Origin of the sequence: Alkalibacillus silvisoli (assembly GCF_039521975.1) — a bacterium.
In the GTDB taxonomy this organism is placed as follows: Bacteria; Bacillota; Bacilli; order Bacillales; family Alkalibacillaceae; genus Alkalibacillus; species Alkalibacillus silvisoli.
In genome coordinates, this window is the sequence record NZ_BAAACZ010000033.1 from 1 (window position 1) to 14,918 (window position 14,918).

Sequence of the window (14,918 nt, forward strand, 5' to 3'; positions counted from 1 at the left end):
CGCCAACGGCCGCCATCCAAAACCTCACTCTGAATTGTGTCTCTACCCCAACAAATATTGTAGAGCCAAAAAAATCCACACGCATTTAAACTACACCCATAACTGGATTGCAGTTTAAACACATGTGGATCTCCTATACTCCGCCACAAAATTATTAACTTAATTTATAATTTATCAAAGCTTGAAAACGGTGTCAATGAATTAAGAAAGATTGAAATCCCAAAGCTCCTTCAAAGAAGTCGATACAGCTGTTGCACCAGCATTTATTGCTTGGTCAACATCTTCTTGAGTTCGAATTAACCCACCTGCAATAATCTTTATATTTTGACCGTCTATTTGAGTTTTTATATCTGATATAACATGTGGCATAACACCTGGTAAGACTTCAACATAATCAGGTTGTGTTTGTTCGATTAAATTCAAGTTATGTTCAATTGCTTGGCTATCAATTAAAAACATCCGTTGAATCGCTGTTAATTTATACTTTTTAGCTAGTTGGATGACATTGGTACGTGTTGAAATGACTCCATCTGGCTTGAGGTCTTGTCCAAGGTATTCCATTCCATAGCTGTCTGTCTTTAAACCTTGAATCAAATCAGCATGGACAATCACTTTCTTACTCGCCCTCTTGGCGTATTTCACCATTCCTTTTAAAGAAGACAAACGTGTATCAAGTAACACAATCACTTCAGTTTCACTTTCTAACAGCTTATCAAACTCTTTCATTTGTTTAACAGCTGGTAAAACACGTTGATTATGTAACATCTTCTCCGCCCCCTTTTAATTCAAGGCGTTCAGATGACATCTTCTGTTCACGTTCTTCTTTCGTATATATGATTCGCATCGGATTTCCACCAACAAAGGCGCCTTTAGGAACGTCTTCGTGAACCAATGTAGCAGCTGAAACAATCGCTCCATCCCCTATTGTCACACCTGGTAAGATCGTGCTATTTGCTCCAATCATAACTTCATCGCCTATGATGACATCTCCAAGACGATACTCTTCAATTAAGTACTCATGCGCTAAGATCGTCGTATTGTAACCGACTATACTGTTTTTCCCGATTGAAATCTTTTCAGGAAACATCACATCCGGCATGACCATTAGAGCTAAAGCCGTTTGCTCATCAATTTCCATCTTTAGAAAGGTTCGGTATAACCAATTCTTTAATTTTAAAGATGGTGAATACCGCCCTAACTGGATGACAATAAAATTTCTACAGACTTTTAATAACGGAACGGTCTTATAAATTTGCCACAATGAGTTAGATTGTGTAACCGGGAAACGTTTAGTTTTCCGCATCCCATCACTCCTCAACAATATCAAATAGATCAGACATATGATTTAATACATAGTCTGGATTTAATGACTCCATAAACTCTCGCCCTTTAGCTGACCAACCTACTCCAGCTGTTTTTGTCCCAGCATTTTGACCAGAATGGATATCATGAGAGTTATCACCAACCATTAACGTTGTCTCAGGCTCACCATTTAATGCCTTCATCCCTTTAAGAACTGGCTCAGCATCTGGCTTTGCATGACTCACATGATCAAGACCAATCACAACATCAAAAAACTTATCTAAACCTGTAAGCTCTAAACCTTTCCTAGCTGTCTCTTCAATTTTCGTCGTTACAATCGCCATCTGATAGCCTTGTTCATGCAACGATTTAATTGTTTCATAAACACCATCATACAATTCAATATAAGCATCATGGTTCGTTAAATTATGATCACGATAAGTGGCCATCATCTGCTCTGCTTGCTCGGAATTGATTTCATTCATAGTATCCTTTAATGGCGGGCCAATAAACGGTAATATATCTTCTTTAGTATAATCTTTTCCGATATGTTTTTTAAATGTGTGTTGAAATGAAGCAACGATTAATTCGTTTGAATCAATTAATGTTCCATCTAAATCGAATAATAGCGTTTTGATCGTCATGTGGGTACATCCTCTCTAACCGACTCTAATTTCTTATTCTTTTCAATTCGATTCCAAATATAAGCAACGAGTGCTGTTAGTAATATGGCTGAAATTAGCCGGATTAATAACAGTGGCCATACCGGAATCCCTAATGGTATGAAAACAAGTGTATCCTCAACAACAGCGTGACATGTAACTAAAAATATGAGTACAAGATACATATCTTTTTTCGATACACCGTCTTCCTTTACAGCTTGAATCATAAGCCCAGCACCATACGCTAGCCCAATCGTCAAACCAGCCACTAGTGTCATAGACGCATTCTTCTCTACACCAATTACCTTTGTCATCGGTGCAAGCTTATTAGACATCCAATCTAACCACTTCTTCTCGCGTAACCATTGAATACCAACCATTAAAGGAATCACAATCGCAGCCAGCTGAAGGATACTTAACAGTGCAGTTTGAACTGCGGCTATGGTAATCTCACCCCACCCCGAAGGTTCAGGCCCTTCGTTAGAAATCAAACCATACTGCGCCATCTCTCCGCCACCTTGCCAGAAAATATTAATGACAACAGCAGCAAAAATAGCTAAAAAGACACGCACCGCCATAATAATCCAAAAGTTAACCCCTACTTTGGCAGCCACGGCTGACTCGATAATCAAATTATGAGAAAAAGATAACATTATAGCTAATATAAATACTTCCTTAACCGTAAACTCGAAACTAACAATCGCTCCGATCCCTGCATATAAGTTAAGAAGATTACCAAGGACAAGCGGAACAGCCGCCTCCCCTGGTAACCCTAAAAAACCCATAACCGGCTCAAGCCAACCAATTAACATCGGAAATACAGGTGTATATCGAAGCATCATTACAATCACAGTGATTGGAAAAATGATTTTACTTAACGCCCAAGTGACAGACAAGCCACTTAATAGGCCATTTTTCAAAATTGATGCCAATGCAGAAAACTCCCTTTTGTTTTATACTTTTTTTGAATAAATAGTTTGTGTCGTTAGGATTATATATAGCGCTTGGGCTCTTGGTTATCAGCGCTCAGGCCCAGTTTATCAGCGCTCGAGACCGATTTATCAGCGCTGGGCCCAATTTATCAGCGCTCGAGATTGATTTATCAGCGCTGGGCTCGATTTATCAGCGCTCGGGCATTATTTTTTCTTCTTTTTGTTTTTCTTACCTGTATTTAATGGTGTGCCGTCATATAACACTTCCGCATAGCCATTTTTCTTGCGATAGTACATCACGTATAGACTACCTGCGATTAGTATTATGGAAATTAATTGGGCAACGCGGATCTCTCCAAATAGATATAAGCTATCCGTTCTTAATGCCTCAATGAAGATTCGTCCGAACGAATACCAAATAACATAACTGAAGAAGATTACACCGCGGCGTGGATTCACTTTGTATCTTAAATATAGTAATACGGCAATTCCTAGTAAACTCCAGAATGATTCATATAAAAATGTCGGATGGTGGTAAACGCCATCAACACACATATTTTGCATAATCCAATTAGGGATATATTGGTGGAAATTCTCATAAGTTGTTTGGGTAATTGGCCCACCATATGCCTCCTGGTTCATAAAATTACCCCAACGCCCTAGCATTTGACCAAACAAAATACTTGGTGCGGCAATATCTACGACTTTCCAGAATGACACTTTCTTAATCTTAGTATAGAAATAGACGACTGTAATAGCAGCGATTAAACCACCGTGAATGGCTAAACCACCTTCTCGAATGTCAATTATGTCAATGAGTGAGTCATAGTTATCCCATTGAAAAATAACGTAATACAATCTCGCCCCAACTATAGCTGCCGGAATGGCGAACACTACTAAATCAATAAAGAAATCTTTATGTAAGTTCAATCTCTTACTTTCTCTAATCGCGATGAGTAGACCAATTAAAGCACCGAGCATAATTAAAAAACCATACCAATAGACAGGGAATGGCCCTAACTCAATAAACACGCGATCATAAGGTTCATAATTACAAGCTTGATACATCGTTAACTCCCCCTTACTCTATTTCGTTGTTATCGACATCAATTACTGAATTCAGTCTCTGTGAGAATTCTTCTGCTGTATTAACTCCCATTCGCTTAAGCCTGAAGTTCATCGCAGCAACTTCAATAATAACAGATAAGTTACGACCAGGTCTTACCGGAATCGTAGCCTTCGGAAGGTGAACGTCCATAATCTTCATTGTTTCCTCATCAAGACCTAGACGATCATACTGTTTTTCAGCATCCCATAGTTCAAGATGTGCAACTAAGGATATTCGTTTAAAGTTACGAACAGCCCCCGCTCCAAATAAAGTCATAACATTAATAATACCTAACCCGCGAATCTCTAGTAAATGTTCTATTAGATTCGGAGGGTTTCCGATTAATGTATCATAATCTTCTTGACGAATTTCTACGTTGTCATCTGCTACTAAACGGTGTCCACGTTTAACTAATTCAAGTGCTGTCTCGCTTTTACCAATTCCACTTTTTCCAGTAATCAGAACACCAACACCATATATATCAACTAATACACCGTGGACTGCTGTTGTCGGTGCAAACTTTGTTTCTAGAAAATTCGTTAAACGACTAATGACACGTGTTGTTTTGTAAGGTGACCTCATCACAGGAACACCCGCTTCATCCGCTGCTTCAATTAATGCTTTAGGTACTTCCATTGCACGAGTAATGACAATACCTGGTGTCACGTCAGTGCATAAGTTTTCCATACGATCTCGTACTTCAGGTTCGGTTAAATCATATAAAAATGATAATTCAGTACGACCCATTAATTGTAGTCGTTCTTTCGGATAATGTGTGAAATAGCCCGCCATCTCCATACCAGGCCTAGAGATGTCACTTGTCACTATTTCTCGATGCACGCCGTCTTCTCCACCGACTAATTCTAGTTCAAAACGGTCAATTAAGTCTTGTGTACGGACTTTCACCACCCGTATCTCCTCCTATATGTCACAATTATACAGTCAACTATATCATAAGTTTATCACACTCACTATGAAATCAATTAAGAAATGCTTGTTGAGTTGTTGTCATGGTTTTTTAGGAATCCGGTGAATCAGGCGAACGCTTAATTAATTTGGCGTTCGCCTGATTAATTTGAATTTCGCCCGAATAATTTAATTTTCGCCTGATTATTCAGATTTTCGCCTGAAAAATAAAAATATCGCCCGATTACCTAATAATCAGGCGAATATCTTCCTTAAAGAAAGTTCTCGTCAAGTCCTGTGTTGTTGTGGATCACTTTTTGTGGACGCTTTTCTGAGCGGGGCACCATCTGTAATGATTTTTATACTTTAACAGAGTCCAAAAAAGAGCTTCTGAGGACCAAAGCTCTTCCCTATCTTACCACTTGCTTAAATAAACTTTGTAATAATGCGTTTAGTATTGATATAATGATTGCTGCTACAATGGCCCAGCCAAAGCCGTCTATGACAAAGCCATCACCAATCATCCATTGAGTTAGCATTAATGTGATCGCGTTTATAACAAATAGAAATAAACCTAGTGTTAAAAATGTAATTGGTAGTGTGAAAAACACAAGGATCGGTCTAACAATGACATTTAAAACAGATAATATGAAACTTGCTAAAATAGCCATACCGAAGCTTTCAATGTAGAATGCTTCAAATAATTCTGCAACTGCTAATATCGCGATTGCATTGACTACAATTGCGATTAACCAACTTTTCAACATAATAAATACTCCTTGTAACTATGGGCTTTAAATCTATGAAATGTTATTGACTCGTATGCTACCGGTTTTAGTCGATAGATCAACGTCGAAACATGGCTTACCTGCTTCAACTTTATAAAATTGTGTTGAACGTTTCATCGTCTGTTCCTCTAATTGTTCTACACTTGTATCTACTAATTCGACCTTGACTGAGCTTACACTTGTACCTGCTGTTCCGTTAATCCCTATCCCCTTAGGAACATATAGTTGAACTGATCCTGTTGCTACTGATAAATCAGCGCTTTTTGCATCGTAATTTCTAACATAAGAGCGAACGCTTCCAGTTGTGACTTCAATATTGATTTGTTCAACTGTACCGTCATAATGGACAGAGCCGGTTGCTGTTTTCAATTTGACTTTACTAATTGAGACGTCATCTAATTTAATAGAACCATGCCTCGTACTGGCACTTAATGTATTCGCTTTATAGCCAAGTAGTGTAATGGTGCCATTAACTGTTGAAATTTGTGATGATTGACAGGCTAGATTATACATTTTGACAGTTCCATTAAACGTTTTGACAGACACATTCTCATACATTTTCTTCGGTAAGTAAATGGTGAAATTGGCTGTCATATCTTTACGCTCTTGTTTAATCAACAACTTACCTTCCTCAGTCGCAACGTTTAATGCTTCATCATATAGCGCCTCAGCACGCTCTTGCTCTGATTCTTTAAACACTTTCCCGCGAACTTCTACTTTAAGCTGATCATCACTTGCCATCAGGAATTCTACTGTACCGTTTTTGTTATTAAGTTCTATATCTTTGATCCACTCACCATTAAAGTCAAAAGATCGTTTAACACTTGCATGCTTAAACGAGAACTCAAAAGGTCCTTCCTTAACCATATTAACCGTTTCATCAATAAAATTGGCAATTCCATTAGTCACATTTTTCAAATCTTTTTTGAAACTTTGTGTAAAGCTAGAATCTTGATCACTCGTCTTGGATTCTGTCTCGTCATTTTGCTCAAGTGCTTCTAACAACTCATCCGCCTCCTCAGCGGTAATATGCCCTTCCTCTAGTAGGTTTAAAATTTTTTTACGCCTTTCATTCATCGATCTTCTCCCCCTAAACAATCGTATCATTATTGCTATTATACGCTAGATTTCTAAAAACGAAATCATCCAATCGACTGAAATACAAATTATTACTTATCCTACTAGAGACTGACTGAACTATGACCCTACTTCATCCACATTAACTCGGTAAAATGTTTCATATTGCAATCTTTGTAAAGCATTTTCGTATTCACCTTTAAAATTCGAGCTCTCTTGCATTTTGTTTAACATACCTTCTGCTTGTGAGCGGTGTGATTTAATCGCTTCTAGTTTACGTTCAAAAACGGGCTCAGTATCAATGACAATATCCGCTTCACCTAAAACGTCTTTACGGTCGTTAGTAATGGCTGTAGCCCAGAGTTCTGGACGCTTATCTTGATCCATCTTTCTAATGGCCTCAAATGTTGCTTCCCCCATCGCGTCGTGATCGGGATGTACCGCATAAGGCGGATAAAATGTAATGACTAATGTAGCACCTAGTTTCTCTATATGTTTCTTTAAATGTTCTGCTACTTCATCTTTTGATTCGAATTCTAATGTTTTGTCGCGATACCCAAGCATCACAAGTTCCATATCTAATACTTGGCACGCATCAATTAACTCTTGCTTACGAATCTTAGGTAATGTTTCACGGTTCGCAAAAAATGGGCTACCCATATTACGCCCCATTTCACCTAATGTCCCGCAAAGATAAGTTACCGGCACTTCTGCTTCACGAAAATTAATGATCGTACCAGATGTTCCAAATGATTCATCATCTGGATGTGGGTAAATCACAACGACTTGTTCGTGTTTTGAAAAATCGACCATGATAGACTCTCCCTTCTACATTTTGAATGGTTTACGGCTAATTTGTAAGGCAACCATTAAACGGCCGACTTGATCGTGTCCTGCCAGTAGCAATTGGCCGTCTTCATTTAGTTCATAATCTGTTATCCCCTCAGCATAAATCCATCCGTCTGTCTTTAGACCGACGCGATAAGTTCCGTCTGATTCTACAATTTTGCCTCGTTCGTATTGAATTTGCGCATTACGAATATACGCCCCAACATTGTGTGCGCTCGAATCAAAATGCTTAGCGTAAGCTCCATTAGTTGTTTCTAAATGAATGTAGACTGGCTCGTTCGTAAATTCATCTAAATGCTTTTGAACTTCCTCTATTTTGATCGCTTTCATTCTTCTCCCCCTTACGCTTCTAATCTTTGCTTCATGCGTTCACGCTCACGTGTTAAAATCGGCTTCAAATAACGGCCTGTAAATGACTGTTCGACATCTGATACAACTTCAGGTGTTCCAGTTGCGATCACTTCACCGCCACCTTCCCCACCTTCAGGGCCTAGGTCAATTATATAGTCTGCGGTTTTAATAACATCTAAATTATGCTCAATAATTAAAACCGTATCACCATTTTCAACTAATCGCTGTAGTACTTTTAATAACCTTGCAATGTCATCGACGTGTAATCCTGTCGTTGGCTCATCTAAAATGTAAACAGAACGACCGTTTGAACGGCGGTGCAATTCACTTGCCAATTTAACACGTTGAGCTTCACCACCTGATAATGTTGTCGCCGGTTGACCTAACCTGATATAACCTAAACCAACATCTTCAACCGTTTGTAATTTACGTTTAATCTTTGGGATATTCAAAAAGAAAGCTAAAGCTTCTTCAATCCGCATATCTAATACTTCGGCAATACTTTTACCTTTATACTTCACTTCTAACGTCTCTCGATTATAACGTTTCCCGTGACATACTTCACATGGGACATACACGTCTGGTAAAAAGTGCATTTCAATTTTAATGATACCATCACCACGACACGCCTCACAGCGACCACCTTTAACATTAAAGCTGAAGCGACCTTTTTTATAACCGCGAATTTTCGCCTCACTTGTTTGAGCAAACACATCGCGAATATCATCAAAAACACCTGTATAAGTGGCTGGATTTGACCGAGGTGTTCTACCAATTGGTGATTGGTCAATATCAATCACTTTCTCTAAATGCTCTAACCCTTCAATTGTGTCATGTTGTCCAGGTTTAACTTTCCCACGGTGAAGTTTCTGCGATAAAGTCTTATATAAAATATCATTAATTAAGGTACTCTTACCTGAACCTGATACGCCTGTTACAACAGACATAATGCCAAGTGGGATCGAGACATCAACTTGTTTTAAATTATTTTCCTCAGCTTTACGAATCGTCAGTTGTTTCTCAGGTTGCACAGGCCTTCTTTCAGTTGGTAATGGAATAAAACGTTTACCACTTAAATATTGGCCTGTTAAAGAGTTATGTTGTTCCATCACTTTATTTGGTGGTCCACTTGCGACAATCTCGCCACCTTGTGCACCTGCTCCTGGCCCTATATCAATGAGCCAATCAGCAGCTAACATCGTATCTTCATCGTGTTCAACCACAATTAACGTATTATCTAAATCGCGCATGCGCTTTAACGTTTGAATCAAACGGTCATTGTCTCGTTGGTGTAGCCCGATTGATGGTTCATCCAAAACGTATAAAACACCTGTTAATGCTGAGCCAATTTGTGTAGCTAACCGAATCCGCTGTGCTTCACCGCCCGATAACGTACCGGCTGAGCGGGATAAGTTTAAGTAATCTAAACCTACGTTAACAAGGAATGTTAGTCGATCCTCAATTTCTTTAATGATCATATTGGCAATTTTAGCGTCTTTTTCATTTAATGAAAGCTTCTTGACCCATTCTAAACCATAGGCGACAGAAAGCTCAGTCACTTGACCAATATGTTTACTATCCACTTTAACAGCCATAGCCTCACCCGTCAGCCTATACCCATCACAAGTCGGACAGTCTGATTGTGCCATATATTTCTCCATTTGTTCACGAATAAAACTAGATGACGTTTCATGGTAACGACGTGAAACATTGTTTAAAACACCTTCAAAGAAGATTTGATTTTCACGGATACTACCCCGTTCATTTTCATAACGGAATAAAATTTTCTCATTACCACTTCCATTTAGAATTTTATCCAGTTCTTTTTTGGGTAAATCTTTTATCGGTGTACGCATATCTATTTCATAATGCTCACAAACACAAGCTAATAATTGTGGGTAATATTGTGAAGAAATAGGCTGCCATGGTGCAATCGCATGTTCATTTAATGATAATGTTTGATCTGGAATCACTAAATCAACATCGACTTCTAAATTCGAACCTAAGCCATCACACGTTTTACAAGCCCCAAATGGACTGTTAAATGAAAATAATCTCGGCTCTAATTCAGTAATCGTAAAACCACATTGTGGACAAGCATGATGCTCATTAAATAACATCTCTTCACCGTTAATTAAATCGATGATCACTTGGCCACCACTTAATTTAAGTGCTGTTTCTATTGAATCACTTAAACGACCTTCAACACCCTCTTTCACGATGATCCGGTCAACGACGACTTCAATGGTATGCTTTTTATTTTTTTCTAATTCAAATTCATCACCAATCTCACGCATTTCACCATCAACACGTAAACGAACATAACCTTCCTTCTTAAGGTCATCAAATACTTTTTGATGTTCTCCCTTTCTTTCTGAAACAACAGGTGCGAGAATTTGTAGCTTCGTTCGTTCTTCTAATTCCATCACGCGATCAACCATTTGTTGAACAGTTTGAGCAGAAATCTCTTCACCATGAATCGGACAGATTGGTTTACCAACACGTGCAAATAAAAGACGTAGATAATCATAAATTTCCGTAACGGTTCCAACAGTTGAACGTGGGTTTTTACTCGTCGTTTTTTGATCTATAGAAATAGCAGGCGATAAACCTTCAATCGCATCGACATCTGGTTTATCCATCTGCCCTAAAAATTGCCTCGCGTAAGCAGATAAAGATTCAACATAGCGTCTTTGACCTTCTGCGTAAATCGTATCAAAAGCTAAAGACGACTTACCCGAACCGGATAAACCTGTCATAACGACTAATTTATTTTTCGGAATCGTTGCATCAATATCTTTTAAATTGTGTGCTCTTGCTCCTTGAACTGTGATTGATTTCATCTACTTTCACCCTTCCGCTTTCAACTCAAGCATCGCATCACGTAATTCCATTGCTTTTTCAAAGTCAAGATCTTTAGCAGCTTGTTTCATTTCCGTTTCTAGTTGATCGATAAGTTCTGCTTTCTCATCTTTAGATAAGTTCTTATACTGCTTTACTTGATCGTCTTTCGCCTCACCCTCAGATTCATAAGTCGCGCGAATAACATCACGAATTTCCTTCTTAATCGTCGTTGGCATAACGCCGTGCTTCTCGTTATAGGCCATCTGCTTCTCACGACGACGATTGGTCTCTTCAATCGCCACTTTCATAGAATCTGTCATTTTATCAGCATACATAATCACTTGGCCTTTCTCATTACGTGCTGCGCGCCCAGTCGTCTGGATTAACGAACGTTCTGAGCGGAGAAAGCCCTCTTTATCTGCATCTAATATAGTAACTAGAGACACTTCTGGAATATCCAAACCTTCACGTAATAAGTTAATTCCAACGAGTACATCATATTTTCCTAAACGTAAGTCACGAATAATTTCAATTCGTTCTAGTGTTTTAATTTCTGAGTGAAGATAGGCTACTTTAATGCCCATTTCTTGCAGGTAATTCGTTAAGTCCTCAGACATTTTAATCGTCAAGGTCGTCACTAACACACGCTCTTCACGTTCAATCCGTTTATTAATTTCTCCGATTAAATCATCAATTTGTCCTTTAATCGGGCGAACATCAATCTCAGGGTCTAATAAGCCAGTCGGACGAATAATTTGTTCTGTCATTGTTGGTGAATGCTCTAATTCATAGGGACCTGGTGTTGCTGAGACGTAAATCGCATGATCGACATGTTTCTCAAACTCACCGAATGTTAGCGGTCGGTTGTCCATAGCAGATGGCAGTCGAAATCCGTGGTCGACTAACGTCTGTTTACGCGCTTGGTCCCCATTAAACATGCCACGAACTTGTGGTAAGGTAACATGTGACTCATCAATAACCATTAAAGAACCATCTGGGAAATAATCCAGCAATGTATATGGCGTTGAGCCTGGTTCACGGAACGTTAAATGCCTTGAATAATTCTCAATCCCTGAACAAAAGCCCATTTCTCGCATCATTTCAAGGTCGTAATTAGTACGTTGTTCAAGGCGCTGTGCCTCTAATAACTTCCCTTCATCATGAAACGTGGCAAGTTGCTCTTCTAATTCCTTTTCAATATTTTTAATCGCACGCTGCATCTTCTCTTCTTTTGTAACGAAGTGAGAAGCAGGGAAAATCGCAACATGATCGCGATCACCTAAAATTTCACCCGTTAACGCATCCACTTCACGAATCCGGTCTATTTCATCACCAAAAAATTCAACTCGAATACAATGCTCGTCTTTTGAAGCAGGAATAATTTCAAGTGAGTCACCGCGAACACGAAACGTACCACGCTGAAAGTCAATATCATTTCTGGCATATTGAATATCGACTAAATTACGGAGCACTTGATTACGCTCCTTTTCCATTCCGACTCTTAAAGAAAGAACTAGATCTTTATAATCCTCTGGAGAACCTAAACCATATATACACGAGACACTAGCAACAATTAATACATCATTCCGTTCGAATAATGCAGATGTTGCTGAGTGCCTTAATTTATCAATCTCATCATTAATGCTCGCATCCTTCTCAATATATGTATCCGAATGCGGCACATAAGCTTCTGGCTGATAATAATCATAATAACTAACAAAATACTCAACAGCATTGTTAGGGAAAAATTCTTTAAATTCACTATATAGTTGTCCAGCCAACGTTTTATTGTGCGCAATGACAAGGGTCGGACGATTGATTTCAGTAATCACATTAGAAACCGTAAACGTCTTACCCGTACCTGTTGCACCTAATAACGTTTGGTGTGTTTTATTTTCGTTAATGCCTTTAATCAATTCTTTAATCGCTTGCGGCTGATCACCTTGAGGCTGGAATTTTGATTGTAATTGAAATGTTTGTTCCACAATATCATCCCCAATATCGAGTTTCTGTTGCTAGTATAACATATACGAACACCTGTTTTGTATAAAAAGGCAAAATCTCATACTAAAAGAATATTTTCAAATGATCAATAATGCAAAGAATATGTTTAATATGATGACGCGTCCGGCAATTATGGGGGCGCGTCCGACATTAACCCTCGTTTGTCTGACAATTATGATGCCTCGTCCGACATTAACCCCCGTTCGTCCGACAATTATGGGGGCGCGTCCGACACTAACCCTCGTTTGTCCGACAATTATGACGGCGCGTTCGACATTAACCCCCGATCGTCCGACAATTATGGGGGCGCGTCCGACATTAATCCGCGTTTGTCCGACAATTATGATCGCGTGTCCGACACTAACCCTCGTTTGTCCGACAATTATGATCGCGCGTCCGACACTAACCCTCGTTTGTCCGACAATTATGACGGCGCGTCCGACACTAATCCACGTTTGTCCGGTGAAAACCCGCTTCCATACGGTGATCATACCCGCTCGTCCGGTGATTAACCCGTCGGCACCCGATTCACAAACTAAAAAACCTCGCGAGTTCGCGAGGTTTTAAATAACATAGCTTATGAAGACTGATCTAATTCGATTGTTTCGGACTGCAAGGTGAAGCGTGGTTTTTCTTTGACGAAAATCAGGCCTAATTCATGGTCTTCTCCTTCATATATTGGTCTTTGGACAAATCTCGTTTCGCCGTTCAAATCACGTACAGCTAATTTGCAATATGTTCTATTTTCACTCATGACATCAAAGAATTCATACTCATTCTTTACTGGAATATCATGGACACGCTCTACTTTTTCTCCGATCATTAAGCCCATATCATCAGCTGGTGATCCTGGGACAACACCAACAATAGCGATTGCGTCTGGCTCTGGCTTAAAGACAGGTCGTTTTTCAACATCTATATTGCGTATTATTAAATGGATCATTGGCTTGATTAAAATAGCTGCCACCACAACTATTATTCCTAAATTAATCGCACCGTACGTACCAACCGCAACTCCTATTAAAATAATCGCTAAAAAAGACATTGACAACGCTAGTCGTTTAGCTCCTTGATCGCTATATAATCCTCTAAATTTCTGTGATAACCCAATCACATAAGGAAATAAAACAAAGCTAAAACCGACTCCTTCTAAGCCAAAAACTGGCCACCATACAAATTGGTCACTTAACGTTAAAGCGCCTGTTGGAATAGGAATAAGTAAAGGGATTAACATTAATCTTCTAACTTGGTGTGCTCCGACTTCTTTCCCGCGGTCACTTTTTTGCAATCGAGGAAACGTGTTAGAGCGTTTAGTTGTCGACATTAACCCAATTTCTAAAAGGAATAAAGCTAACATTAAATAGACCATACCCATTAAATCAACTTGTAATAATCCACTCGTTATAGACGCATTGACAACCTCTACATTAAATAGATCAATACTCCAAATAGCCAAAATCGTTATTCCTAATGTGTAAACGGGTGAAAGTAACGCGATTTGACCAGTCAACATAACCATAAATGTTACTGCTGTCCATGCAATTAGCCACTCCCAAGTGATGAATAACCCAGACAAGACAAGCCCTACTGATAAAGCAAGTCCCACTAATACTCCTAGAAGCCAAGTCCCTTTCCATTCTGAGTGGTAAGGAAAAACACGGTGCCCAAACTGTTTTCGGTCTTGTTTAATCCTCTTACTTCCGAGGGCGAAAGATAGAATAATAGCCACATACAAAAGTGGCTGTGCAAACAACCAAAGTAGACCATATCCTATTTGAATTAACCATTCTTCCCACATGCGCTACTAACCCCCAATCGAGTTCAGTTCTTTAATCATTATTTCGTCATTATTAATAAAAAGTCCTTTATTTTATCCGAACATCCTTTTATTACCAATCAATATTCACCAAAGTGGTTCTTTAAAAGGACGCTCTGTTAAAGTCCGTTGTCGTTATTGTGATTCGCTTTCGGTGGACGCTTTCACCCAAAGAGCCTAACGAAGAACCTAGCGTACTTCCTTGCTGTTAAAAATGGTTCTAAGTCAAATGTTGGGGTGCTCTCTTAAGAGCACTCCTTATTTATGCCATTTGGCCTT

The 14,918-nt window shown here is 39.1% G+C and carries 13 protein-coding genes; all 13 read right to left on the reverse strand.

The features are described 5' to 3' along the window. Positions 1-201: 201 nt before the first annotated feature. Positions 202-765: a glycerol-3-phosphate responsive antiterminator gene (locus ABDZ63_RS15530; protein ID WP_343785084.1), complete on the reverse strand. Its 564-nt coding sequence runs from the start codon at positions 763-765 to the stop codon at positions 202-204. Beyond that, on the reverse strand, positions 755-1,303 hold the full coding sequence (locus ABDZ63_RS15535; RefSeq protein ID WP_343785086.1) for an acyltransferase: 549 nt from the start codon (positions 1,301-1,303) through the stop codon (positions 755-757). Before ABDZ63_RS15535 ends, ABDZ63_RS15530 begins: the two co-directional genes overlap by 11 nt. Positions 1,304-1,307: 4 nt before the next feature. Then, positions 1,308-1,946, reverse strand: coding sequence for a pyrophosphatase PpaX (gene ppaX, locus ABDZ63_RS15540; RefSeq protein WP_343785088.1), 639 nt, complete (start codon positions 1,944-1,946; stop codon positions 1,308-1,310). Further along, entirely contained in the window at positions 1,943-2,896 is a 954-nt protein-coding gene (locus ABDZ63_RS15545) for a nucleoside recognition domain-containing protein (protein WP_343785090.1), read from the reverse strand. The genes ppaX and ABDZ63_RS15545 overlap by 4 nt, the downstream gene beginning before the upstream one ends. Positions 2,897-3,100: 204 nt before the next feature. Continuing rightward, on the reverse strand, positions 3,101-3,964 hold the full coding sequence (lgt, locus tag ABDZ63_RS15550; RefSeq protein ID WP_343785092.1) for a prolipoprotein diacylglyceryl transferase: 864 nt from the start codon (positions 3,962-3,964) through the stop codon (positions 3,101-3,103). Between the two features lie 13 nt (positions 3,965-3,977). Beyond that, positions 3,978-4,913 (reverse strand): HPr(Ser) kinase/phosphatase, encoded by a 936-nt coding sequence (gene hprK / locus ABDZ63_RS15555; RefSeq protein ID WP_343785094.1) that lies wholly within the window; start codon positions 4,911-4,913, stop codon positions 3,978-3,980. Positions 4,914-5,320: 407 nt separating this feature from the next. Next, entirely contained in the window at positions 5,321-5,677 is a 357-nt protein-coding gene (locus ABDZ63_RS15560) for a phage holin family protein (protein WP_343785096.1), read from the reverse strand. Between the two features lie 33 nt (positions 5,678-5,710). Further along, positions 5,711-6,775, reverse strand: a complete 1,065-nt coding sequence (locus tag ABDZ63_RS15565; protein ID WP_343785098.1) for a DUF4097 family beta strand repeat-containing protein — start codon at positions 6,773-6,775, stop codon at positions 5,711-5,713. A gap of 120 nt (positions 6,776-6,895) precedes the next feature. Further along, positions 6,896-7,588: a bacillithiol biosynthesis deacetylase BshB2 gene (gene bshB2 / locus ABDZ63_RS15570; RefSeq protein ID WP_343785100.1), complete on the reverse strand. Its 693-nt coding sequence runs from the start codon at positions 7,586-7,588 to the stop codon at positions 6,896-6,898. Between the two features lie 15 nt (positions 7,589-7,603). Further along, the gene (locus ABDZ63_RS15575; RefSeq protein WP_343785102.1) at positions 7,604-7,954 is read right to left on the reverse strand and encodes a YojF family protein; all 351 of its coding nucleotides are present in this window, start codon (positions 7,952-7,954) and stop codon (positions 7,604-7,606) included. An 11-nt stretch (positions 7,955-7,965) separates the two neighbouring features. Further along, positions 7,966-10,818 carry an excinuclease ABC subunit UvrA gene (gene uvrA / locus ABDZ63_RS15580; protein WP_343785104.1) on the reverse strand — a complete coding sequence of 951 codons (2,853 nt, stop codon included), beginning with the start codon at positions 10,816-10,818 and terminating at the stop codon, positions 7,966-7,968. A 6-nt stretch (positions 10,819-10,824) separates the two neighbouring features. After that, positions 10,825-12,804 carry an excinuclease ABC subunit UvrB gene (uvrB, locus tag ABDZ63_RS15585; protein ID WP_343785106.1) on the reverse strand — a complete coding sequence of 660 codons (1,980 nt, stop codon included), beginning with the start codon at positions 12,802-12,804 and terminating at the stop codon, positions 10,825-10,827. 596 nt (positions 12,805-13,400) lie between these two features. Next, on the reverse strand, positions 13,401-14,621 hold the full coding sequence (locus ABDZ63_RS15590) for a hypothetical protein (protein WP_343785108.1): 1,221 nt from the start codon (positions 14,619-14,621) through the stop codon (positions 13,401-13,403). Positions 14,622-14,918: the final 297 nt, after the last annotated feature.

Excerpts from the sequence above, each read along its gene's own strand:
- ABDZ63_RS15530 (WP_343785084.1), bottom strand. The coding sequence starts at position 765 with ATGTTACATAATCAACGTGTTTTACCAGCTGTTAAACAAATGAAAGAG.
- ABDZ63_RS15535 (WP_343785086.1), bottom strand. The coding sequence starts at position 1,303 with ATGCGGAAAACTAAACGTTTCCCGGTTACACAATCTAACTCATTGTGG.
- ppaX (WP_343785088.1), bottom strand. The coding sequence starts at position 1,946 with ATGACGATCAAAACGCTATTATTCGATTTAGATGGAACATTAATTGAT.
- lgt (WP_343785092.1), bottom strand. The coding sequence starts at position 3,964 with ATGTATCAAGCTTGTAATTATGAACCTTATGATCGCGTGTTTATTGAG.
- ABDZ63_RS15560 (WP_343785096.1), bottom strand. The coding sequence starts at position 5,677 with ATGTTGAAAAGTTGGTTAATCGCAATTGTAGTCAATGCAATCGCGATA.
- ABDZ63_RS15565 (WP_343785098.1), bottom strand. The coding sequence starts at position 6,775 with ATGAATGAAAGGCGTAAAAAAATTTTAAACCTACTAGAGGAAGGGCAT.
- bshB2 (WP_343785100.1), bottom strand. The coding sequence starts at position 7,588 with ATGGTCGATTTTTCAAAACACGAACAAGTCGTTGTGATTTACCCACAT.
- ABDZ63_RS15575 (WP_343785102.1), bottom strand. The coding sequence starts at position 7,954 with ATGAAAGCGATCAAAATAGAGGAAGTTCAAAAGCATTTAGATGAATTT.
- uvrA (WP_343785104.1), bottom strand. The coding sequence starts at position 10,818 with ATGAAATCAATCACAGTTCAAGGAGCAAGAGCACACAATTTAAAAGAT.
- ABDZ63_RS15590 (WP_343785108.1), bottom strand. The coding sequence starts at position 14,621 with ATGTGGGAAGAATGGTTAATTCAAATAGGATATGGTCTACTTTGGTTG.